The 22,494-nt window shown below is 71.9% G+C and carries 22 protein-coding genes; 9 read left to right on the plus strand and 13 right to left on the minus strand.

Annotated elements, in window-relative coordinates:
• Positions 1-83 precede the first annotated feature (83 nt).
• The 5 genes from fabF to ACZ3KJ_RS03185 form a co-directional block, all read right to left on the minus strand.
• Positions 84-1,355, minus strand: a complete 1,272-nt coding sequence (fabF, locus tag ACZ3KJ_RS03165) for a beta-ketoacyl-ACP synthase II (protein ID WP_389511953.1) — start codon at positions 1,353-1,355, stop codon at positions 84-86.
• 83 nt (positions 1,356-1,438) lie between these two features.
• Positions 1,439-1,687, minus strand: coding sequence for an acyl carrier protein (locus ACZ3KJ_RS03170; protein WP_385062198.1), 249 nt, complete (start codon positions 1,685-1,687; stop codon positions 1,439-1,441).
• Positions 1,688-1,791: 104 nt separating this feature from the next.
• Positions 1,792-2,793 (minus strand): beta-ketoacyl-ACP synthase 3, encoded by a 1,002-nt coding sequence (locus ACZ3KJ_RS03175; RefSeq protein WP_467524135.1) that lies wholly within the window; start codon positions 2,791-2,793, stop codon positions 1,792-1,794.
• Between the two features lie 16 nt (positions 2,794-2,809).
• Positions 2,810-3,724: an ACP S-malonyltransferase gene (locus ACZ3KJ_RS03180; protein WP_467524137.1), complete on the minus strand. Its 915-nt coding sequence runs from the start codon at positions 3,722-3,724 to the stop codon at positions 2,810-2,812.
• Between the two features lie 89 nt (positions 3,725-3,813).
• Complete coding sequence (locus ACZ3KJ_RS03185) at positions 3,814-5,019, minus strand: PucR family transcriptional regulator (protein ID WP_467524138.1); 1,206 nt, start codon at positions 5,017-5,019, stop codon at positions 3,814-3,816.
• Positions 5,020-5,115: 96 nt separating this feature from the next.
• Between ACZ3KJ_RS03185 and ACZ3KJ_RS03190 the strand changes: the two genes are divergently transcribed.
• A complete protein-coding gene (locus ACZ3KJ_RS03190; RefSeq protein ID WP_467524798.1) occupies positions 5,116-5,775 on the plus strand; it encodes a pirin family protein in 660 nt (219 codons plus the stop codon).
• A 19-nt stretch (positions 5,776-5,794) separates the two neighbouring features.
• Here the strand turns inward: ACZ3KJ_RS03190 and ACZ3KJ_RS03195 are convergent, their stop codons facing one another.
• The 4 genes from ACZ3KJ_RS03195 to ACZ3KJ_RS03210 all read right to left on the minus strand — a co-directional run bounded on the left by ACZ3KJ_RS03195 (position 5,795) and on the right by ACZ3KJ_RS03210 (position 9,696).
• Positions 5,795-5,989 carry a DUF397 domain-containing protein gene (locus ACZ3KJ_RS03195; protein WP_467524139.1) on the minus strand — a complete coding sequence of 65 codons (195 nt, stop codon included), beginning with the start codon at positions 5,987-5,989 and terminating at the stop codon, positions 5,795-5,797.
• Positions 5,949-6,797 (minus strand): helix-turn-helix domain-containing protein, encoded by an 849-nt coding sequence (locus tag ACZ3KJ_RS03200; protein ID WP_467524140.1) that lies wholly within the window; start codon positions 6,795-6,797, stop codon positions 5,949-5,951. Before ACZ3KJ_RS03200 ends, ACZ3KJ_RS03195 begins: the two co-directional genes overlap by 41 nt.
• A 141-nt stretch (positions 6,798-6,938) precedes the next feature.
• On the minus strand, positions 6,939-8,780 hold the full coding sequence (locus tag ACZ3KJ_RS03205) for a serine/threonine-protein kinase (RefSeq protein WP_467524141.1): 1,842 nt from the start codon (positions 8,778-8,780) through the stop codon (positions 6,939-6,941).
• Between the two features lie 79 nt (positions 8,781-8,859).
• Positions 8,860-9,696 carry a serine hydrolase domain-containing protein gene (locus tag ACZ3KJ_RS03210; RefSeq protein WP_467524143.1) on the minus strand — a complete coding sequence of 279 codons (837 nt, stop codon included), beginning with the start codon at positions 9,694-9,696 and terminating at the stop codon, positions 8,860-8,862.
• A gap of 76 nt (positions 9,697-9,772) precedes the next feature.
• On the opposite strand from ACZ3KJ_RS03210, the gene ACZ3KJ_RS03215 reads away from it, so the two are divergent.
• Both ACZ3KJ_RS03215 and ACZ3KJ_RS03220 read left to right on the plus strand, forming a co-directional pair.
• The gene (locus tag ACZ3KJ_RS03215; protein WP_467524144.1) at positions 9,773-10,264 is read left to right on the plus strand and encodes a MerR family transcriptional regulator; all 492 of its coding nucleotides are present in this window, start codon (positions 9,773-9,775) and stop codon (positions 10,262-10,264) included.
• A complete protein-coding gene (locus ACZ3KJ_RS03220) occupies positions 10,261-11,277 on the plus strand; it encodes an aldo/keto reductase (RefSeq protein WP_467524145.1) in 1,017 nt (338 codons plus the stop codon). Before ACZ3KJ_RS03215 ends, ACZ3KJ_RS03220 begins: the two co-directional genes overlap by 4 nt.
• A 28-nt stretch (positions 11,278-11,305) precedes the next feature.
• Here ACZ3KJ_RS03220 and ACZ3KJ_RS03225 read toward each other — a convergent pair whose 3' ends face one another.
• The 3 genes from ACZ3KJ_RS03225 to ACZ3KJ_RS03235 form a co-directional block, all read right to left on the minus strand.
• On the minus strand, positions 11,306-12,175 hold the full coding sequence (locus tag ACZ3KJ_RS03225; protein ID WP_467524146.1) for a DUF4429 domain-containing protein: 870 nt from the start codon (positions 12,173-12,175) through the stop codon (positions 11,306-11,308).
• Between the two features lie 57 nt (positions 12,176-12,232).
• Positions 12,233-13,450 (minus strand): alpha/beta hydrolase, encoded by a 1,218-nt coding sequence (locus tag ACZ3KJ_RS03230; RefSeq protein ID WP_467524148.1) that lies wholly within the window; start codon positions 13,448-13,450, stop codon positions 12,233-12,235.
• Between the two features lie 163 nt (positions 13,451-13,613).
• The gene (locus ACZ3KJ_RS03235) at positions 13,614-14,258 is read right to left on the minus strand and encodes a TetR family transcriptional regulator (protein ID WP_467524149.1); all 645 of its coding nucleotides are present in this window, start codon (positions 14,256-14,258) and stop codon (positions 13,614-13,616) included.
• Positions 14,259-14,425: 167 nt separating this feature from the next.
• On the opposite strand from ACZ3KJ_RS03235, the gene ACZ3KJ_RS03240 reads away from it, so the two are divergent.
• Positions 14,426-16,045, plus strand: coding sequence for an MFS transporter (locus tag ACZ3KJ_RS03240; RefSeq protein WP_467524150.1), 1,620 nt, complete (start codon positions 14,426-14,428; stop codon positions 16,043-16,045).
• 231 nt (positions 16,046-16,276) lie between these two features.
• Complete coding sequence (locus tag ACZ3KJ_RS03245; RefSeq protein WP_467524152.1) at positions 16,277-16,582, plus strand: small hydrophobic protein; 306 nt, start codon at positions 16,277-16,279, stop codon at positions 16,580-16,582.
• A 341-nt stretch (positions 16,583-16,923) separates the two neighbouring features.
• On the opposite strand, the gene aceE is transcribed toward ACZ3KJ_RS03245, so the two are convergent.
• Positions 16,924-19,671, minus strand: coding sequence for a pyruvate dehydrogenase (acetyl-transferring), homodimeric type (aceE, locus tag ACZ3KJ_RS03250; protein WP_467524154.1), 2,748 nt, complete (start codon positions 19,669-19,671; stop codon positions 16,924-16,926).
• Between the two features lie 347 nt (positions 19,672-20,018).
• Here aceE and ACZ3KJ_RS03255 point away from each other — a divergent pair, with 347 nt between their 5' ends.
• The 4 genes from ACZ3KJ_RS03255 to ACZ3KJ_RS03270 all read left to right on the plus strand — a co-directional run bounded on the left by ACZ3KJ_RS03255 (position 20,019) and on the right by ACZ3KJ_RS03270 (position 22,481).
• Positions 20,019-20,456 (plus strand): DUF3052 domain-containing protein, encoded by a 438-nt coding sequence (locus tag ACZ3KJ_RS03255; protein ID WP_266396452.1) that lies wholly within the window; start codon positions 20,019-20,021, stop codon positions 20,454-20,456.
• A gap of 174 nt (positions 20,457-20,630) precedes the next feature.
• On the plus strand, positions 20,631-21,089 hold the full coding sequence (locus tag ACZ3KJ_RS03260) for a peroxiredoxin (RefSeq protein WP_389511924.1): 459 nt from the start codon (positions 20,631-20,633) through the stop codon (positions 21,087-21,089).
• Positions 21,090-21,228: 139 nt separating this feature from the next.
• Complete coding sequence (locus ACZ3KJ_RS03265) at positions 21,229-21,804, plus strand: calcium homeostasis/redox stress adaptation protein (RefSeq protein ID WP_389324771.1); 576 nt, start codon at positions 21,229-21,231, stop codon at positions 21,802-21,804.
• 101 nt (positions 21,805-21,905) lie between these two features.
• Positions 21,906-22,481, plus strand: coding sequence for a TerD family protein (locus ACZ3KJ_RS03270; RefSeq protein ID WP_467524156.1), 576 nt, complete (start codon positions 21,906-21,908; stop codon positions 22,479-22,481).
• Positions 22,482-22,494 lie beyond the last annotated feature (13 nt).

Raw genomic sequence — 22,494 nt, forward strand, 5'->3', positions numbered from 1 at the left:
TCGTCCGCCGTCGCCCGGCCCCGCTCGGCACGAAGGCCCCCACCCGGACCGGGTGGGGGCCTTCACACGCGTACAGGCGCTTCTCAGACCGTACGGAACGCCAGCACCACGTTGTGCCCGCCGAAGCCGAACGAGTCGTTGAGGGCGGCGATACGGCCCTCGACGGGCAGCTTGCGGGCCTCGCCGCGGACGATGTCCGCGGCGGCCTCGGCCTCCGGGTCGAGGTTCTCCACGTTGATGGTCGGCGGAGCCAGCCGGTGGTACAGCGCGAGGATCGCCGCGACGGACTCCACGCCGCCCGCACCGCCCAGCAGGTGACCGGTCATCGACTTCGTGGCGGAGACCGCCATGTGGTCGGTGTCGTCGCCGAACACCTTGCGCAGCGCCTTCAGTTCGGCCACGTCACCGGCCGGCGTCGACGTCGCGTGCGCGTTGACGTGCACGATCTCCGCCGGGTCCAGGTCGGTGCGCTCCAGCAGGTTCTGGAGGGCGTGCGCGATGCCGCGGCCCTCCGGCTCCGGCTGCACGATGTCGTGGCTGTCGGCGGAGATGCCCTGGCCGACCGCCTCCGCGTAGACCCGCGCCCCGCGCGCGGCGGCGTGCTCGGCGGACTCCAGGACGATCACACCGGCGCCCTCGCCCAGGACGAAGCCGTCGCGGGCGGTGTCGTAGGGACGCGAGGCGCCCTGCGGGTCGTCGTTGTTCTTGGACATCGCCATCATGTTGCCGAACGCGGCGATGGGCAGCGGGTGGATCGCCGCCTCCGTACCTCCGGCGACGACGATGTCGGCGCGGCCGGTGCGGATCATCTCGATGGCGTAGCCGATGGCCTCGGCGCCCGAGGCGCACGCGGAGACCGGCGTGTGCACGCCCGCGCGGGCGCCCACGAGCAGGCCCACGTTGGCGGACGGGCTGTTCGGCATCAGCATGGGGACGGTGTGCGGGGAGACGCGGCGGACGCCCTTCTCCTTCAGCACGTCGTACTGGTCCAGCAGGGTCGTCACACCGCCGATGCCGGAGGCGATGACCGCGCCGAGCCGGTCCGGGTCGACGGACGAGTCCTCGCCGGCCTTGCCCTCGAAACCGGCGTCCTTCCACGCTTCCTGGGCCGCGATCAGCGCGAACTGCGCGGAGCGGTCCAGCTTGCGGGCCTGCGGGCGCGGGATGACCTCGGTGGGCTCCACGGCGACCGGGGCCGCGATCTTGACGGCCTGGTCGGCCGCCCAGTCCTGCTCCAGGGGCTTGACGCCGGACTTGCCGGCGATCAGGCCCTCCCAGGTAGAGGCTGCGTCGCCACCCAGCGGTGTGGTTGCGCCGATACCGGTGACGACCACGGTGCGATTGGTCGGGCTCACGGGAACTCTTTCTCCAACGATCGGGATTCAGCGGCGCCACCGCCGGGTGGCGGGGCCATTCGGCCCGAGGGCCGAGAGGTCACTCAGCCCTGGTGCGTGAGGATGTAGTTGGTCGCGTCGCCGACCGTCTTGAGGTTCTTGACGTCCTCGTCCGGGATCTTGACGTCGAAGCGCTCCTCGGCGGCGACGACGACCTCGACCATGGACAGGGAGTCGACGTCCAGGTCGTCGGTGAAGGACTTGTCCAGCTCGACGTCCTCGACCGGGATCCCGGCGATCTCGTTCACGATCTCGGCGAGACCGGCGACGATCTCCTTCTCAGTGGCGGCCATGTCGGCGCTCCTTCGTAGCTGTTCCAGAGGGTGTGGCGCCCACCGCGGCAGCGGCGGGGCCGGGGCATGTCGCGCACCGGACCACATGATCCGGCACGGAGTGCCTAGGGGAGGGTAACGACCGTCGCGGCGTACACGAGACCCGCCCCGAATCCGATGACGAGCGCGGTGTCGCCGCTCTTCGCCTCGCCGGTCGCCAGGAGCCGCTCCATCGCGAGCGGGATCGAGGCGGCCGAGGTGTTGCCGGTGGTGCGCACGTCACGGGCGACCGTGACGGACTCCGGCAGCTTGAGAGTCTTCACCATCGAGTCGATGATCCGCTCGTTGGCCTGGTGCGGGATGAAGACGTCCAGGTCGGCCGAGGTGACGCCGGCCGCGTCCAGCGCCTGCTGGGCCACCTTCGCCATCTCGAACACGGCCCAGCGGAAGACCGCCTGGCCCTCCTGGGTGATCGCGGGGAACCTGGCGACCTCGCCGGAGCGGTAGTCCGTCCACGGCACGGTCTGCTTGATGGTCTCCGACTTGTCGCCCTCGGAGCCCCAGACCGTCGGGCCGATCGCCGGCTCCTCGGCGGGGCCGACCACCACCGCGCCCGCGCCGTCGCCGAACAGGAAGGCCGTCGAGCGGTCCTCCAGGTCGGTCAGGTCCGACAGCCGCTCCACGCCGATGACCAGCACGTACTCGGCGGACCCCTCGACGATCATGCCCTTGGCGAGGGTGAGGCCGTAGCCGAAGCCCGCGCAGCCGGCCGAGATGTCGAAGGCGGCGGCCTTGTTCGTACCGAGCTTGTCGGCGATCTCGGTGGCGACGGCCGGCGTCTGCTTGAAGTGCGAGACGGTCGAGACGATCACCGCGCCGATCTGCCCGGCCGTGACCCCCGCGTCGGCGATCGCCTTGCCGGACGCCTCGATCGACATGGCGGCGACGGTCTCCTCGTCGTTCGCCCAGTGCCGGGTCTCGATGCCGGAGCGCGAGCGGATCCACTCGTCGGACGAGTCGATCGTCTCGAGGATCACCTCGTTGGGCACCACACGGGTGGGCCGGTAGCCGCCCACGCCGAGGATGCGCGCGTACGGGGCGCCCTTGCTGGGCTTGATCTTCGACATGATCGGCGACTCCTTGTCAGGCACGGTGCTCGGCGATGACCTCGCGGGCCGCGTCGAGATCGTCGGGGGTCTTCAAGGCGAACACTCGTACTCCGGGCAGGGCGCGCTTGGCCAGACCGGTGAGGGTGCCGCCCGGGCACACCTCGATCAGCGCGGTGACGCCGAGCTCCTTGAAGGTCTCCATGCACAGGTCCCAGCGGACCGGGTTGGCGACCTGGCCGACGAGCCGGTCGAGGACCTCGGCGCCGGTGGCGACGGTCCGCCCGTCCTTGTTGGAGACGTAGGGGACCGTCGGGTCGGCGGGCGCGAGCTCCTTGGCCGCGGTGGCCAGCGTCTCGACGGCGGGCGCCATGTGGTGGGTGTGGAAGGCGCCGGCGACCTTCAGCGGCACGACCTTGCGCACGCCCTCGGGCTTGTCCTCGTTCAGCGCGGCGAGCTGCTCCAGCGTGCCCGCGGCGACGATCTGCCCGGCGCCGTTGACGTTCGCCGGGGTCAGGCCCAGCTTCTCCAGGTGCGCCACGGAGACCTCGGGGTCGCCGCCGAGCAGCGCCGACATGCCGGTCGCGGTGACGGCGGCCGCCTCGGCCATCGCCTTGCCCCGCGTGCGGACCAGGGCCAGCGCGGCGGTGTCGTCGAGGACACCGGCGAAGGCGGCGGCGGTGATCTCGCCGACGCTGTGGCCCGCCACGGCGTCCGGGCGGACGTCACCGAGTGCCGCGGCGGACAGGAGCCCGGCGGCGACGAGCAGCGGCTGCGCCACCGCGGTGTCCCGGATGGCGTCCGCGTCGGCCTGCGTGCCGTAGTGGGCGAGGTCCAGTCCGATGGCGTCCGACCACGCGGCGACGCGGTCGGCGGCGCCGGGCAGTTCGAGCCAGGGGGTCAGGAAGCCGGGCGTCTGGGCGCCCTGGCCGGGAGCGACGAGTACGAGCACTCTCACACTCTCTCTTGAGGGCGGCCACGGCCGCCCGTGGGGACAAGGACGAAGAACGGCAGGGGGTTTTGTGGGGCCCCCACAAAACGCTAGGTCTGGGGATCTCCATCGACCAGACGCCCCAGGATCAGCGCGATGCGCAAGGTGAACGCCGAGCGTACATCCGACGGCGACCAGCCGGTGACGTCAGTCACACGTCGAAGCCGGTAGCGCACGGTGTTCGGGTGGACGAAGAGCATCCTGGCCGCCCCCTCCAGACTGGACGCCTGTTCGAGATAGACGGAGAGCGTCTCCAGCAGCGCGGAGCCCGCCTCCTCCAGCGGTCTGTAGATCTCCTCCACCAACTGCTCGCGGGCGCTGGGGTCCCCCGCGATGGCGCGCTCCGGAAGCAGGTCGTCCGCCAGGACCGGCCGCGGCGCGTCCTGCCAGGCCGAACACGCCTTCAGCCCGGCCGCGGCCGCCTGCGCGGACCGGGTCGCGGCCAGCAGGTCGGGCACGACCGGCCCGGCGACGACCGGCCCGGCCGCGAACGGCCCGATCAGCGACTTGGCCACGGCGAGCGGATTGTCGCTGCCGCCCGCGATGACGACGAGCCGGGAGCCCAGCACACCGGTCAGCACCTGGAGCTTGGCGTGGCGCGAGGCCCTGCGGATCGCCTCCACCGTCAGCTCGGAGTCGCCGTCCGGGGCGGTCCCGAGGACGACGCACACATGGTCCGGCGCGCTCCAGCCGAGCGCCGCGGCCCGGCTGACGGCGCCCTCGTCCGCCTCGCCGCTGAGGACGGCGTTGACGACGAGGGACTCCAGCCGGGCGTCCCAGGCACCGCGTGCCTCGGCGGCCTGGGCGTAGACCTGGGCGGTGGCGAAGGCGATCTCCCGGGCGTAGACGAGGAGCGCCTCCCGCAGCACGTTCTCGTCGCCGGGAGCGGCGACCTCGTCGATCGCGGACTCCATGACCTCGATGGTCGTCCGCACCATCTCCACGGTCTGCCGCAGGGTGATGGCCCGGGTCAGCTCCCGCGGCGCCGTGCCGAAGACGTCCGTGGAGATGGCCTGCGGCGCGTCGGGGCGCCGGAACCACTCGGTGAACGCGGCGATGCCCGCCTGGGCGACCAGCCCGATCCAGGAACGGTTCTCCGGGGGCATCGCCCGGTACCACGGCAGGGTCTCGTCCATCCGCGCGATCGCCTGGGCGGCGAGGCTGCCGGAGGACTTCTCCAGCCGCTTCAGGGTCGCGGAGTGCGGATGGACGCCGTGCGCTGCGGCTTCTGGATGGCTGGCTTCGGGTTCGGGCACGGGGACAAGACTGCCTCATCGCCCCCCGCGCCCGCGTGGCCGGGTCGAGGGTGGGGGCTCCGCGCGCCGGGCGGCGGGTCTACCGTGGTCGGCGTGATGGACGTACGCCGCGCCGACGGGCGCTACCGCGGCGGGGACCCGGCGGCCGGGATCGAGACCCGTCACGCCTTCTCCTTCGGCCCGCACTACGACCCCGACAACCTCCGCTTCGGCGCGCTGATCGCCTGCAACGAGGAGCGCCTGGCGCCCGGCGCCGGTTTCGACGAGCATCCGCACAGCCACACCGAGATCGTGACCTGGGTGGTCGAGGGCGAGCTGACCCACCGGGACTCCGAGGGGCACGAGACGACCGTCCGCCCCGGCGACGTGCAGCGGCTCAGCGCGGCGGCCGGCGTCCGGCACGTCGAACGCAACGACGGCCCGAGCCCCCTGACCTTCGTACAGATGTGGCTGGCCCCCCTGGAGCCCGGCGGCGACCCCGCCTACGACGTCGTGCGCGGCATCGCCGACTCCACCCCGTACGCCGTCCCCGGCGCGGGCGCCATGCTGCACGTGCGGCGCCCGGCGGCGGGTGAGCGCGGCGCGCTGCCCGACGCCGCGCGCGTGTACGTCCACGTGGTGCGCGGCGCCGTACGGATCGGACCGCACGAGCTGGGTCCGGGGGACGCGGTGCGCGTCACGGACGGCAAGGACCTGGAGCTGGTGGCGGGGGAGGCGGGCCCGGCGGAGGTGCTGGTGTGGGAGATGACGGGGTGAGCGGACGGGCGCCCGCGTCCTAGCGGAGCCCGCCCACGAAGGCCCGCCAGGCGTCCGGGCCGATGAGCAGCGCGGGCCCGGTGGAGTTCTTGCTGTCGCGGACGGGGACGGCGCCGGGGAAGCCGTCGGCCACCTCGACGCAGTCGCCGCCCGTGTTTCCGCTGTAGCTGGACTTACGCCACCGCGCGCTCTTCAGGCCGGGGTCGTTCGCCATAACGCTCCTCCATGACACGGGAGATCAATGCAGCCGAAGCCTCGACGGAGAGGGCGGCGGCCTGGAGATGAGCGTAACGGCGTGCGGCTTCCCTGATGGTCTCAGGGTTGGCGGTCATATGACCGGCGATGACGTCTTCCGTGTAGACGAGATCGGGGTCGCCTTCGAACCGGAGGAAGTTGAACGACCCGGCCAGGCTCGCGTGTTCACCCGCCTCGAACGGCAGTACCTGGATCCGCACCCACCGGTGGCCCGCGAACTCCAACAAGCGGGCCAGTTGCCTCCGCATGACCTCGCGACCGCCGACCGGCCGGTGCAGCACGGCTTCGTCGAGGATCGTCCAGGTCAGCGGTGGCTGTTCGCTCTCCAGGATGCGCTGACGCTCGACCCGGGCCGCGACCAGCCCGTCGAGATCGTCCGGCATCCCGGTGGCCAGTACGGCCCGCGCGTACTCCTCCGTCTGCAACAGCCCGTACACCAACTGCGCCTGGTACGTGGAGATGTACGCCGCCTTCGCCTCCATCTCCGCGTACGGCTGGAACCAGGTGGGCAGCTGGCTGCGCAGCACGAGGCCGATCAGCCGGGAGAAGACCCCGTCCGTGCCGAGTGCCGCGTCCACCCGCTCGGAGAAGTCGCGGGTGGGGATCTTCCTCGTGGTCTCGATCTGGCACACCAGTGAGCCCGTACAGAAGATGATCTCGCCGAGCCGGCTCTGGCTGAGGCTGTGCGCTTCGCGCTGGCGGCGCAGCTCCCAGCCGTAGTAGTCGAGCGGGGAAGCGCTGGGGTCGAGCGATTGGATGTTGGCCACTGCGGTGCCTCCGGCCCTGCGACGCCTCGCGGCGTTCGTCTCGATCGGTGGCTGAGCGTAATCGCTTCGTCGCGCTGTGGTGGCGCGAATCACGCAACTGGCCCGCAGGCGACGGACTTACGTCCTCCCCGGGAGCCACGCTCACTCCTCCGCGCTGGGCTCCTCCGCGTTGCGCCAGACCGTGATGTCGACGGAGACGTAGTCGCTGGGGTCGGTCTCCGGGGCGGTGCCCCGGTAGGTGACGAGGGCGATGTGGCCGGAGGGGGTGTGCACGCACATCTGGGAGCCCTTGGAGAGCTGGGTGAGCTCGACCTCCTGGGTGTAGCGGGTCTCGCTCCGGCAGGTGGCGAGCGAGCCCTTCTGCGCGTTGTTCAGCAGGACGGCCTTCTCGCCGTAGCTGCCCAGCGCGGGATTGCTGTCCCAGCCGCCCGCGTCGTAGTAGTAGAGGTCGGCCGCCTCCTCGTACACGGGGCTGCTGCCGTCGGACGCCTCGACCGGCTTCGGCGGTGAGTCCGCGAACCGGACGTAGTAGCCCTCGGGGATGTTGATGCCCTTGTAGGTCACCGGTGTGGGATCGGGCGTGGTCGGCTCGGCGCTCGTGGAGCTGTCGCCGCTCGTGCCCCCGGAGGACGAGCTGCTGCCGGAGTCGTCCGACGAGTCGTCGAGACTGTTGATGAACGACGCGCAGCTGCCCAGCCAGAACAGCCCGGCCACGACCGCGACCCCGATGCCGATCCATTTCCCGGCGTTGTTCCGGGGCGGCGGAACCGGCTGTGGCCGCCAGCCGGGTTGCCGGCCGAAAGGCTGCTGGACGCCCGGCTGCTGTACGAACGGCGGCCGGGGCCCGGCCGGCGCGCCGTACTGGGGCTGGAACGGCGGCTGGAACGGCGGCTGGTACGGGGCCTGCGGCTGGGGCGGGGGGACGGGCGGCCCGTACGAGGGTGTCGGCGGGATGTGCGTGGCCGCCGCCGTGGGGGCCGCGTGGGTCGGGGGCGGCGGCGCGGCCACGTCCGGCCGGGTGACCGGCGCCGTTGGCGCGGGGGCGGCCGGAGCGGCTGTCGGGGCGGCGGCCAGCGCGGCCGACGCCGACACCCGCTGGGTGATGTCCGCGGCGATCGCCTCCGGCAGCCACGACCCGGACTGGCGCAGCGGGGTCGGCGACGCCTCCTGGCACAGGGTGATGATCTCGGCGGGGGAGGGCCGCTCGGCCGGGTCCTTGGCCAGGCAGCGCGCGATGAAGCCGAGCTGCTCGGGCAGCCCGGTCAGGTCGGGTTCCTCGTGGACGATCCGGTACAGCACCGCGTGCGAGGGCCCGTCCCCGTACGCGCCGGTGCCGCGCGCCGCGAACGCGGCGACCTGGCCGAGCGCGAACACGTCGGAGGCGGGGGTGACCGGCTTGCCGGAGGCCTGCTCCGGCGACATGAAGGCCGGGGTGCCGACCGAGACGCCGGTGCCGGTCAGCGCCGTGGCGTCGGCGGCCCGCGCGATGCCGAAGTCGATGACGCGCGGACCGTCGGAGGCGAGCAGCACGTTGGACGGCTTGAGGTCGCGGTGGACGACGCCCGCGCCGTGGATCACCGACAGCGCCTCGGCCATGCCCGCGAGCAGCAGCAGCACCGACGGCACCGGCAGCGGCCCGTGCTCGGCGACGGCCGAGGCCAGCGAGGGGCCGGCCACGTAGGCGACGGCCAGCCAGGGCCGGTCGCCCTCGGTGTCGTAGTCGATGACCGGCGCGGTGTAGAGGCCCTGCACGCGCTGGGCGGCCGCGACCTCCTGCCGGAACCGGCGGCGGAACTCGGGGTCCTCGCTCAGCTCCGGCCGGATCGTCTTGAGGGCGATGGGGTGCCCGCCGGGCGTGTACGACAGGTACACCGTGCCCATGCCGCCCGAACCGAGCCGTGCCGCGAGGCGGTAGGCCGCCACACCGGCCGGATCGCCGCTCTCCAACGGACGGAACCGCGCGTCCTGTTGTGCCCCTGCCATCGCTCTCCCCCGAGATCCGAACGGATGCCGTGCAGAGGGAGGGTAGCCGAGACGATCAACGTACCGGGCCGGAGCCCGATCAACGTACCGGGCCGGAGCCCTCGACCTCCGCGAGGACCGCGTCCGTGAAGGCGGGCCACACCTCGACCGCCCACGGCCCGAACGCCCGGTCCGTCAGCGCGACGGCGGCGATCCGGGCGTCGGGGTCGATCCACAGGAACGTCCCGGACTGCCCGAAGTGCCCGAACGTCCGCGGCGAGGACGACGCCCCCGTCCAGTGCGGCGACTTGGAGTCCCGGATCTCGAAGCCGAGCCCCCAGTCGTTGGGGTTCTGGTGCCCGTACCCCGGCAGCACGCCCTTGGTGCCCGGGTACTGCACGGTCATCGCCTCGGCGACCGTGCGCGGGTCGAGCAGCCGCGGCGCCTGCACCTCCGCCGCGAACCGCAGCAGGTCCTCGACCGTGGACACCCCGTCCTTGGCGGGGGAGCCCTCCAGGGAGGTCGCCGTCATGCCGAGCGGCTCCAGCACGGCCTGCCGCAGGTACTCCGCGAACGGGATGTCCGTCGCCTTCGTGATGTGGTCCCCGAGCTGCTCGAACCCGGCGTTGGAGTACAGCCGCCGCTCCCCGGGCGGGGCCGTCGTGCGGTGCTCGTCGAAGGCGAGCCCCGAGGTGTGCGCGAGCAGGTGACGGACCGTCGCCCCGGCCGGCCCGGCCGGTTCGTCCAGCTCGACGGCCCCCTCCTCGTACGCGACGAGCGCGGCGTACGCGGCGAGCGGCTTGGTGACCGAGGCCAGCGGGAAGCGCCGTCCGGCCGCGCCGTGGACGCCCAGGACGGTACCGTCGGCCCGTACGACACCCGCCGCGGCGGAGGGAACCGGCCAGTTCTCGATCAGCGCGAGGCTCTTCAGCGACATGGCCATGAGCCTACCTTCGGACTTTGTGCCGTATTCGCTTGCTTGGAGTGCGCTCCAAGGTCATAGCGTGGAGTCCATGACGGTGTTGCAGACCACGCCCGTGACCCCCGAGCAAGCCCCCACCCCCGCAGACGTCTGCTCGGCCCCGCCACCGCGGCATCCCCGTCCCGACGGGCAGGACAGCTACACGATCAGCGAGGTGGTCGCCTTCACCGGCCTGACGGCGCACACGCTGCGCTGGTACGAGCGGATCGGGCTGATGGCCCACGTCGACCGCTCGCACACCGGCCAGCGCCGCTACAGCAACCGCGACCTGGACTGGCTCGATCTCGTCGGCAAGCTGCGGCTGACCGGCATGCCGGTCGCCGACATGGTCCGGTACGCCGAGCTGGTCCGCGCGGGCGACGCCACGTACGGCGAGCGGTACGCGCTGCTGGAGGCGACCCGGCGGGACGTCCAGGCCAGGATCGCCGAGCTCCAGGACACGCTCGCCGTGCTCGACCGGAAGATCACGTTCTATGCGGACGCCCGGCGCGTCCAGGCTTTCGAAGCGGAGAGGACCCGATGACCGACAGCAGGATCCCGACGGTACGGCTCGGCGACGGCGGCCCGCCGGTCGGCGTCCAGGGCCTCGGCTGCATGGGCATGAGCTTCGCCTACGGCCCCTCCGACGCCGAGGAGTCCCGGGCCGCCCTGGAGCGCGCGCTGGAGCTGGGCGTCACCCTCTACGACACGGCGGACGCGTACGGCGCCGGCGAGAACGAGCGCTTCCTGGCCCCGTTCTTCCGGGCGCACCGCGACGAGGTGGTCATCGCCACCAAGTTCGCCCTGTCCATCCCGCCGGACGACCCGACCCGGCGCGTCATCCGCAACGACCGCCCCTACGTCCGCCAGGCCGTCGAGGCGAGCCTGAGCCGCCTGGACGTCGACGTCATCGACCTCTACTACATGCACCGGCGCGATGTGGACGTGCCGATCGAGGAGACGGTCGGCGTGATGGCCGAGCTGGTGCGCGAGGGCAAGGTCAAGCACCTCGGCCTGAGCGAGGTCACCGCCGCCGAACTGCGCGCGGCGCAGGCGGTCCACCCGATCGCGGCCGTGCAGTCGGAGTGGTCGCTGTTCAGCCGGGACATCGAGGACCGCGTGGTGCCGGCCGCCCGTGAACTGGGCGTCGCCCTCGTGCCGTACTCCCCGCTCGGCCGGGGCTTCCTCACCGGGTCCTTCGCCGACGCCGACCGGGACCTGACCCCCGACGACTTCCGCCGGCAGCAGCCCCGCTTCACCGGCGAGAACGCGGCCGCCAACGCGGCCCTGCTGGAGCCGCTGCGCGCGCTGGCCGCGGCCCACGGCGCGACCCCGGCCCAGATCGCCCTGGCCTGGGTCCAGCACCGCGCCGACGTGCACGGCCTCCCGGTCGTCCCGATACCGGGCACCCGCCGGCCGGGACGCGTGGAGGAGAACGCGGCGGCCGTGGGCATCCGGCTGACGGAGGAGGAACTGACCCTGCTGGAGCCCCTCGCGGGGAAGGTGGCGGGCGACCGCTACGCGGACATGACGTTCACCTCCGCGGGACGCGAGTGACGGGACCCGAGTGACGGGACCCGAGTGACTACAGCTCCGCCAGCAGCTCGGCCTTCTTCACGGAGAACTCCTCGTCGGTGACCAGCCCGGCCCGGTGCAGCTCCCCGAGGTGCCGGATCCGGTCGGCGACGTCCGCGGGGTCCCGGCGGCGGCCGTCCTGGCGCGGCACGGCCGCCGCCGGGACCGCCGCCGGCGTCCCGCGCGAACGGACCGCCGCCAGCACGGCCGCCGCGAACGGCAACGACTCGTGCACCGAGCCGTACCCCAGCCCGAACACGACGGTCCCCGGGTCCTGGTCCGCCGGCCCGGGCGCGTCCTCGCCCCGGAGCAGCCGCAGGTGCCCCTCGAAGACCTCCGGCGAGCGCCACTCCACCCCGCTCAGCCCGGACACCGGGAAGCTCTGGTCGCCGGCCTTCCACTTCGCCGAGGACGCCCCCGTCCACGACCACCGGAAGCGCACGGTGCGCCCGTCGAAGGACGCCTTCGCGTCGTACGCCTTGAACGACAGCGGGACCGGGGGCGCGGCCACCAGGAACCGCTCCGCCGGCCCGGACTCCGTCACCCGCGCCCGCAGCTCGTCGCGGTAGTACTCGGCGAGCGTCTCCCGCTCGGCGGGCAGTACCAGCCGGTACGGGTCGCTCGCCTCCGGCAGCTGCCCCGCCGCCGCCTCGGCCAGCGGATCGGCGCCGGCCCGCGGCTCGATCCGCAGCGCCACGGTCCCCCGCCTGCCCGGTTCGAGCGTCACACCGGCGATCGCCGCCAGGGGGATCCGGCGCTCCCCGAGCACCGAGAACAGTTTGGGCGTGCGCATGCCCCGTTCGTAGCGGATGAGGACGGAGTCGGACTCGAACTCCCAGGCGGCATGAAATCCGGCCAGTACGTCACCCATGCGGCTCATCGTATGCGGCGCGCACTCATCCGTCGCCACCCCGCGCACACCGCAATTCCTGCGCCTCTACGCGCGTCCGCCCGCCGTCGTGCCGGACAAACCGGCCCGGCAGGCGTCGTCCCCGCCGGCGCAGCGCACCGAAAGGTACGCGCCGGTGCCGATGCCGGCGAAGTTGCGCAGGCTGTCCGTGCCGGGCTCGAAGTAGCCGCCGTGCCCCTCGGCGTTCCGCGCCGACAGCACCCGCGCGCCGAACGCGGCCGACACCGGGTCCGCGCCGTGCCCGAGGCCGCCGAGCTCCAGGTAGGGCACGTCCCGCACCCAGTCGTCGGCGTCCCGCATCGCCCACACCCGGGCGGAGGTGCGCAGCTGGGCGGCCGTCTCCACCCGCATGCCGGGGCTGCCGGCCACCGCTATGTCCGTCACCCGCCGCGGCAGCGCGGGCGCGGCGACCCCGCACACCACCGAGCCGTAGCTGTGGCAGAACAGCGAGACGGGCGCGCCGCCGGGCAGCGCGCGCAGCAGCGCGCCGAGCCGTACGGCGCCGTACTCGGCCCGCATGGCGGTGGCCGAGTCGATGCCGAGGCCGGCGGGGGAGGTGTAGTCGGCCCAGGCGATCACGGCCGTCCGCGTCGCGGGGCTCACCGCGTGCTCGGCGCGGTACAGGGCCTGGGCCATGCCGACGGGCGCGGAGTACCGGCGGTAGGTGCGCTGGAAGGTGAGCAGCGCGGTGTCGACGCCGGGGACGACGACGGAGATCCGCTCGGCCCGGCCGAGGTCGCCGAAGACCTCGGCGGCCCGGCCGGCCCCCTCCGGGTCGAAGGCGAGGATCTTGCGGTCGGTGCCGCTCATCGCCTCGAAGCGGTGCAGGCGCCGGCCGGCCTCGTGCTGTCCGGCGGGCGAGAGCCGGCTGTCGTGCACCCGGGCGCGCTCGATCCGCGCCTGTTCGCGCAGTGCGATGCGGTTGGCGCGGTAGCGCAGCTCGACGGGGGCGCCGTTCATGTTGCCGACCGCGAGCGGGTAGCGGCGGGCGAGCGCGGTCCGCTGCGGTGCGGTGAGCGAGGCGAAGAACCGGGCGAGCCGGTCGGGCGCGGTGTGCGGGTCCGGCAGCCGCCGTCCGCCGATCCGGCCGTCCTCCCACGCCGAGAGCGAGGCGCGCAGGGCGCCGGTCTCCCGGCTCTGCCGCACGGCGGTCCAGCCGGTCGTCGCCAGCATCAGGAACACCACGGCCAGCGCGAGGAGCGCGCGCCACAGGTTCAGCTGCGGGGAGGTGTCGAAGGAAGTCACTGAAAGGACACACTAGGAGAACGGGAAGGTCTCGGGAGGCCTCAGTGACAGGGATCACGTTTCGACAGGTGTGGCGAGGGTCATGACCCTTCCCAGGGCCTGCGGACGCCGTCTCCCGCGGCCTGCGGACCGCCGTCTCCCAGGGCCTGCGGACCGCCGCCGTTCACGCCGTGCGCCAGCTGCCCAGCAGGGCCGGCCCCACCTGGTCGAGGTACCGCGCGGTCAGCGCGCGGATGCCGTCCACGCTGAAGTCCTCGCCCAGGCTCCACTGCCGCTCCGTCACCCGCATCACCCCGCCGAAGACGGCCACCGCCACCCGCGGCCGCGGGTCGGCGTCCACGTCGAGCCCCTCCCGCTCGGCGAGCACCCGCGCGATCGCCTCCTCGGTCTCCGCCGAGCGCCGCAGATGGGCGGCGAGCAGGACCGGGGTCGACTCGATCACCCGGTACATGCGCAGGTACAGCTCGACGGACGCGACGGACTCGATGACCTCGTGGATCGAGTACCAGCCGTTCAGCACGGCCTGGCGCAGCGCCTCCATCGGGGGCTCGTGGGGCGGGCGGGCGCGCACCGCCTCCACGAAGCGCCGCACCGTCATCTCGGTGAGGGCGAGCGCGGCCTCCTCCTTGCCGGCGAAGTAGCGGAAGAAGGTGCGCTGCGAGACGTCGACGGCGCCGGCGATCTCGTCGACGGTGGTCCGCTCGTACCCCTGTGTGGTGAACAGTTCGAGGGCGGCCCGCAGCAGCGCGTCATGGGTGCGCCGCTTCTTCCGCTCGCGCAGGCCGATCGCCGCCGACGTCTCCACCACGAGCATGTCTTCCTTCCGTACGCCCCCGTCCGTCCAGTCCGTCCAGTCCGTCCAGTCCGTCCAGTCCGTCCAGTCCGGCCGGCGAGAGCGAGGGGCGGGTGACGTGACAGTTACCGACTTGTGATTTGGTTTGTCAACTGTCAGTGACTGTCACTAGCCTCGATCGTATGACTAGTCAGACCACCGTCGACCCGTCGGGCCCGGGGGGCGAGGCGCCCCTCACTCCGGCGGACCAGCAGCCGGCCGGCGGGCTGCGCGGCCACCCGTGGTTCACGCTCATCACCGTCGCCTTCGGGGTCATGATGGTGGCCCTCGACGGCACCATCGTGGCCATCGCCAACCCGGCGATCGCCAGCGATCTCGGTGCCACCTTCGCCGAGGTGCAGTGGATCACCAACGCGTACTTCCTCGCCCTCGCGGTCTCCCTGATCACCGCGGGCAAGCTCGGTGACCGCTTCGGACACCGCCAGACCTTCCTCATCGGCGTCGTCGGCTTCGCCGCCGCCTCCGGCGCGATCGGCCTCTCCGACAGCATCGCTCTGGTCGTCACCTTCCGCGTCTTCCAGGGCCTCTTCGGCGCGCTGCTGATGCCGGCCGCGCTGGGCCTGCTGCGCGCGACCTTCCCGGCCGAGAAGCTCAACATGGCCATCGGCATCTGGGGCATGGTCATCGGCGCCTCCACCGCCGGCGGCCCGATCCTCGGCGGCGTCCTCGTCGAGCACGTCAACTGGCAGTCGGTGTTCTTCATCAACGTCCCGGTCGGCGCCGTCGCCCTCCTCCTGGGCGTGCTGATCCTGCTCGACCACCGCGCCGAGAACGCCCCGCGCTCCTTCGACCTGCTCGGCATCGCCCTGCTGTCGGCGGCCATGTTCTGCCTGGTCTGGGCCCTCATCAAGGCACCGGAGTGGGGCTGGGGCGACGGCCGGACCTGGGCGTTCCTGGTGGGCTCCGTGGTCCTCTTCGCCGTCTTCGCGTTCTGGGAGACGAGGGTCGCCGAGCCGCTCGTTCCGCTCGGGCTCTTCCGCTCCGTCGCGCTGTCCGCGGGTGTCGTGCTGATGGTCCTCATGGCCATCGCCTTCATGGGCGGCCTGTTCTTCGTGACGTTCTACCTCCAGAACGTGCACGGCATGAGCCCGATCGACGCGGGCCTGCACCTGCTCCCGCTCACCGGCATGATGATCGTCGGCTCGCCGCTCGCCGGCGCGATGATCACCAAGCTGGGCCCGCGCGTCCCGCTGGCCGGCGGCATGGTCTGCGTCGCGATCGCCATGTTCGGCATGTCCACGCTGGAGACGGACACCGGCAGCGGCATCATGTCCGTCTGGTTCGCCCTCCTCGGTCTCGGCCTCGCCCCGGTGATGGTCGGCGCCACCGAGGTCATCGTCGGCAACGCGCCGATGGAGCTCTCCGGCGTGGCCGGCGGTCTCCAGCAGGCCGCGATGCAGATCGGCGGCAGCCTCGGTACGGCCGTCCTCGGCGCCGTGATGGCCTCCAAGGTCGACGGCGACCTGGCCGGCAACTGGAAGGACGCGGGCCTGCCCGAGCTCACCCCCGAGCAGCTGGACCAGGCCTCCGAGGCCGTCCAGGTCGGTGTCGCGCCGGTCACGCAGGGCACCCCGGCCGCGATCGCCGCGAAGATCACGGACGTCGCCCACGACACCTTCATCTCCGGCATGAGCCTCGCGTCCCTGGTCGCGGCGGGCGTCGCGGTGGTGGCGGTGTTCGTCGCCCTGCTCACCAAGCGCGGCGAGAACGCGGAGGCGGGCGCGGGGGTCGGCCACATCTGACGGAACTTCAAGGAAGTTCCCCTATCAGGGTGACAACGCTAAAGGTCCCTCGCCCCCGGCTCGTGTCGCAGGTCACAGTGGGTCAAGCCCTCCGGAGGGGAGGGCGGCCCGGGCTGCGGCGCGCTGCCGGAGGGGGACAGCGCGCCGCCGGCCCCGGGCCACGGGGGTATGGGACCGGCGGGACGGGATACCCGAACCATCGAAGCAACCTTGACGGCGAGGGAGTCGACGATGACGGGCTTTGGTGGCGGCACACGCAGGTACCCCCGCTCACGTGGCCGGACGTGGTCACGGACCGGGCCGGACAGCGCCACGCTCGGCATCATCGGCCTCGTCTGCGCGGTCGCCGGCTTCTTCACGCTGGGGATCGTGCTCGGTCCGGCGGCGATCTTCTGCGGCTGGCTGGCCATGGGCCGCACCTGGGCGGGTCCCCGCCCGGTACCGGCCCTGGTCGCCGTCGTCCTGGGCGCCATCGACACGCTCCTGGCGGTCGTCTGGCTCGCGGGAGCGGCCGGGCCGGGCAACGGGCTGCTGTGACCCACTGGGCGGTGCGGGGCGTGTGACCCGGCGGTGCGGGGGCGAAAGAACGCGGCGGACACCGCCCCGGTCCTCGTCGACGGCTCGCCAGGGCCGCGCCCGCCGCCCCGCCGCCCCGCAGACACCGCAGGCATCGCAGGCCGCCAGGGCACCCGCAGGGAGCCGTAGCCGCCGAGGGGTGGGGGGGGGGCCCCCCCCCCCCCCCCCCCCCCCCCCCCGGCCCCCCCCCCCCCCCGGCCCCCCCCCCCCCCCCGGGGGGGGGCCCGCGGGGGGGGGGGGCGCGGCGGGGGGGGGGGGGGCCCCCCCCCCCCCCCCCCCCTCGGCCCGTCCGCTCCCGGCCGCTACGCGTCACCGCCCGCCGCGCCGGGATCGGCCGCGGCGACGTCCAGCAGCTGGTACCGGTCGACGGCCTGCTTCAGTGCCGACCGGTCGACCTTGCCCTCCTTCGCCAGCTCGGTCAGCACCGCCACCACCACCGACTGCGCGTCGATGTGGAAGTACCGCCGCGCCGCGCCGCGGGTGTCCGCGAACCCGAAGCCGTCGGCACCCAGCGACTGGTACGGCCCCGGCACCCAGCGCGCGATCTGGTCCGGCACCGACCGCATCCAGTCGGAGACGGCGACGAACGGCCCCTCGGCCCCCGCCAGCTTGCGCGTCACGTACGGCACCCGCTGCTCCTCCTCCGGGTGCAGCAGGTTGTGCTCCTCGCACGCCACGGCCTCGCGCCGCAGCTCGTTCCAGGAGGTCGCCGACCAGACGTCGGCCCGCACGTTCCACTCCTCGGCGAGGATCCGCTGCGCCTCGACCGCCCACGGCACCGCGACGCCCGAGGCCAGGATCTGCGCCGGGACCGCCCCCGAGGTGCCCTCGCTGAAGCGGTACACGCCCTTGAGGATGCCCTCGACGTCCACGTTCGCCGGCTCGGCCGGGTGCTGGATGGGCTCGTTGTAGACGGTGAGGTAGTAGAAGACGTCCTCACCGGGCCGGCCGTCGGCCGTCTCGCCGTACATCCGCCGCAGACCGTCCCGCACGATGTGGGCGATCTCGAAGCCGAACGCCGGGTCGTAGGCGACGCAGCCCGGGTTGGTGGAGGCGAGCAGCTGGGAGTGGCCGTCCGCGTGCTGGAGGCCCTCCCCGGTCAGCGTCGTGCGGCCGGCCGTCGCGCCCAGTACGAAACCGCGCGCCAGCTGGTCGGCCATCTGCCAGAACTGGTCGCCGGTGCGCTGGAAACCGAACATCGAGTAGAAGACGTACACCGGGATCAGCGGCTCGCCGTGCGTGGCGTAGGACGAGCCGGCCGCGATCAGCGAGGCCGTGCAGCCGGCCTCGGAGATCCCGTCGTGCAGCATCTGTCCGGTGGGCGACTCCTTGTAGGCGAGCAGCAGCTCGCGGTCGACGGACTCGTACTGCTGTCCCAGCGGGTTGTAGATCTTCGCACTCGGGAAGAAGGAGTCCATGCCGAACGTGCGGTACTCGTCCGGCGCGATCAGTACGAACCGCTTGCCGATCTCCTTGTCCCGCATGAGGTCCTTGAGCAGCCGGACAAACGCCATGGTGGTGGCGATCGACTGCTGACCGGAGCCCTTCTTCACGGTCGCGTACGTCTTGTCGTCGGGCAGGGCCAGCGGCCGGGCGCGCACGACACGGGTCGGGACGTACCCGCCGAGCCCCTTGCGCCGGTCGTGCATGTACTGGATCTCCTCGGAGTCCCGCCCGGGGTGGTAGTAGGGCGGGAGCCCGCTCTCCAGCTCCCGGTCGGAGATCGGCAGGTGCAGCCGGTCGCGGAAGCGCTTCAGGTCGTCGACCGTCAGCTTCTTCATCTGGTGCGTGGCGTTGCGGCCCTCGAAGTTGGGGCCCAGCGTCCAGCCCTTGACCGTCTTGGCCAGGATCACCGTCGGCTGGCCGGTGTGCTCCACGGCCGCCTTGAACGCGGCGTAGATCTTGCGGTGGTCGTGACCGCCGCGGCCCAGGTGCAGGATCTGGTCGTCGGTCATGTTCTCGACCATCGCGCGCAGCCGGTGGTCGTCCCCGAAGAAGTGCCGGCGGATGTACGCGCCCGTCTCCGTGGCGTACGTCTGGAACTGGCCGTCCGGCGTGATGTTCATCTTGTTGACCAGGATGCCGTCGCGGTCCTGGGCCAGCAGCGGGTCCCAGGTGCGGTCCCAGATCAGCTTGATCACGTTCCAGCCGGCGCCCCGGAAGACCGACTCCAGCTCCTGGATGACCTTGCCGTTGCCGCGCACCGGGCCGTCGAGCCGCTGGAGGTTGCAGTTGACGACGAAGGTGAGGTTGTCCAGGCCCTCGCGGGCGGCGATGGTCAGCTGGCCGAGCGACTCCGGCTCGTCCATCTCGCCGTCGCCGAGGAACGCCCACACATGTGACTTGGAGGTGTCGGCGATCCCGCGCGCGTGCAGGTAGCGGTTCATCCGCGCCTGGTAGATCGCGCCGATCGGCCCGAGGCCCATCGACACGGTCGGGAACTCCCAGAAGTCCGGCATCAGCCGCGGGTGCGGGTACGAGGACAGCCCGTGGGGCGCCCTCGACCGCTCCTGCCGGAAGGCGTCCAGGTTCTGCTCGCCGAGCCGGTCGAGCAGGAAGGCGCGCGCGTAGATGCCCGGCGAGGCGTGGCCCTGGAAGAAGACCTGGTCGCCGCCGTCGCCCTCGTCCTTGCCGCGGAAGAAGTGGTTGAAGCCGACGTCGTACAGCGACGCGGAGGACGCGAAGGTGGCGATGTGGCCGCCCACGCCGACGCCCGGCCGCTGGGCGCGCGAGACCATCACGGCCGCGTTCCAGCGGGTGGCGTTGAGGATCTTCCGCTCGATCTCCTCGTTGCCGGGGAAGAACGGCTCGCTCTTGGTGGGGATCGTGTTGACGTAGTCCGTGCTGCGCATCTCGGGCACGGCCACGCGCTTCTCGCGGGCCCGCTCGATCAGGCGCAGCATGAGGTAGCGGGCCCGCTCCCGGCCGCGCTCGTCGATGGCGGCGTCGAGGGAGTCGAGCCACTCCTGGGTTTCCTCGGGGTCGAAGTCAGGAACCTGACTGGGAAGGCCGCCAATGATGATCGGGTTGCGATCGGATGCGGAAGCCACGCTGTTCCCTTACTTTCCGTTGGGTTCTCCGTCTGCCTGCACCGTTCCCCATCGTGTACCTCGCGGGCGCGATCGTCACCTCTACCGAGAGGTAACCGGCAGTTGTTCGAATCTCGTACCCACCGACGGTTCCCAATCGTGCAAACAGGGCAGAAAGGTGTGGTGTATGTCACCAATGGCCCCGATCGTGTGGCTGGAGTTGCGTCGACACGGCCCGGATCGTCACCGTTTCGGCGGTCTGAACCGCCGGGTACTTGCGCGATCCGCCCCGCCCGTGTGGACTACGGCCAATGCTTCGCGCACGCGCGTGGCTGAGTTATTCCCGAAACATGATCAGGAGGCAACCCGTGAGCGCGACCGCGGACCACGCGGAGGAGCGGACGAGCCCTGCCGTCAGGCTGGGGTTCCAGCCCGAGCAGGTGGTCCAGGAGATCGGCTACGACGACGACGTCGATCAGGAGCTCCGCGAGTCCATCGAGGAAGTCATCGGCAGCGACCTGGTGGACGAGGACTACGACGACGTGGCCGACGCCGTGGTGCTGTGGTTCCGCGACGAGGACGGCGACCTGACGGATGCGCTGGTGGACGCCACCACGTACATCGAAGAAGGCGGCTCGATCCTCCTCCTCACGCCGAAGACCGGCCGGACGGGGTACGTGGAACCGAGTGACATCTCCGAAGCCTCGACGACGGCGGGTCTGTCGGCCAGCAAGAGCGTCAGCGTGGGCAAGGACTGGAGCGGCAGCCGGCTGGTGACGCCGAAGGCCGCCAAGTCCAAGAAGTGACCTCGTCGAGGTAGAACCCCGGTCCCATCGCCGCGGACGGGCCGACGCCACGTCGGCCCGTCCGCGAGTGCGCCGTGACCGCTGCGTAGGGTGGTTCCCGGCGTGCCCGGGCGGTCCTCCGCCCCGGACGCGCGCAACGGTTCCGGCGAAAGCCCAGCGAAAGGGTTCACGACGATGGCGATCCAGGTCGGCGACAAGGCCCCCGACTTCGAACTCAAGGACAACCACGGCGCCACCGTGAAGCTGTCCGACTTCCACGGCAGCAAGAACGTCGTCCTGCTCTTCTACCCCTTCGCCTTCACCGGCGTGTGCACCGGCGAGCTGTGCGAGGTGCGCGACAACCTGCCGAAGTTCGCCGACCGCGAGACCCAGGTGCTCGCCGTCTCCAACGACTCCGTCCACACCCTGCGCGTCTTCGCCGAGCAGGAGGGGCTGGAGTACCCGCTGCTGAGCGACTTCTGGCCGCACGGCGAGGTCTCCCGGGCCTACGGCGTCTTCGCCGAGGACAAGGGGTGCGCGGTGCGCGGCACCTTCGTCATCGACAAGGAGGGCGTCGTGCGCTGGACCGTCGTCAACGCGCTGCCCGACGCGCGCGACCTCGGCGAGTACGTCGCGGCACTCGACACCCTCTGATCCCGGCCGGGGCCGACACCCTGTGATTCTTCGGTTGCAGGGCCTGCGAGGGGCGGGAACCCGTCACTAGGATCGACTCGTTGATCCGATATCCGAAGCACGACGGGGCTCCCCGCCCCTGGACACCAATGGAGGACTCGTGGGAGTCAGCCTCAGCAAGGGCGGCAACGTATCGCTGACCAAGGAGGCCCCGGGCCTGACCGCGGTCATCGTCGGTCTGGGGTGGGACGTGCGCACCACGACCGGCACCGACTTCGACCTGGACGCGAGCGCGCTGCTGCTGAACAACTCCGGCAAGGTCGCCAGCGACGCCAACTTCGTCTTCTTCAACAACCTCAAGAGCCCCGACGGCTCCGTCGAGCACACCGGTGACAACATCACCGGTGAGGGCGAGGGCGACGACGAGCAGATCAAGGTGAACCTCGCGGCCGTGCCGGCCGAGGTCGAGAAGATCGTCTTCCCGGTCTCGATCTACGACGCCGAGAACCGCCAGCAGTCCTTCGGCCAGGTGCGCAACGCGTTCATCCGCGTCGTCAACCAGGCCGGAGAGGCGGAGATCGCGCGCTACGACCTCTCCGAGGACGCCTCGACGGAGACCGCGATGGTCTTCGGCGAGCTGTACCGGCACGGCGCGGAGTGGAAGTTCCGCGCCATCGGCCAGGGGTACGCCTCGGGCCTGCGTGGCATCGCGCAGGACTTCGGCGTCAACGTCTGAGCCGGGCCGGCCCGCTCATCGTCCGGCGCCGCACCGTTTACGGGCGGCGCCGGACGCGCAGGACAACCGAAGAGGCAAGACCTACGGGGAGGACCAGCATCATGGGCGTCACACTCGCCAAGGGAGGAAACGTCTCCCTGTCCAAGGTCGCGCCGAACCTCACTCAGGTGATGGTCGGCCTCGGCTGGGACGCGCGCTCCACCACCGGAGCCCCCTTCGACCTCGACGCCAGCGCGCTGCTGTGCACCGGCGGAAGGGTTCTGGGCGACGAGTGGTTCGTCTTCTACAACCAGCTCACGAGCCCCGACGGCTCCGTGGAGCACACCGGCGACAACCTCACGGGTGAGGGCGACGGCGACGACGAGTCGCTGCTGGTCGACCTCTCCAAGGTGCCGGCCGAGTGCGACAAGATCGTCTTCCCCGTCTCGATCCACCTGGCCGACGAGCGCGGCCAGACCTTCGGCCAGGTCAGCAACGCGTTCATCCGCGTCGTCAACCAGGCCGACGGCCAGGAACTCGCGCGGTACGACCTGAGCGAGGACGCCTCCACCGAAACGGCGATGATCTTCGGAGAGCTCTACCGCTACCAGGGCGAATGGAAATTCCGTGCGGTCGGACAGGGGTACGCGTCCGGGCTGCGCGGGATCGCTCTAGACTTCGGAGTCAACGTTTCGTAAAGCCGAGTACAGC

The organism is Streptomyces sp. NPDC003248, assembly GCF_055563235.1.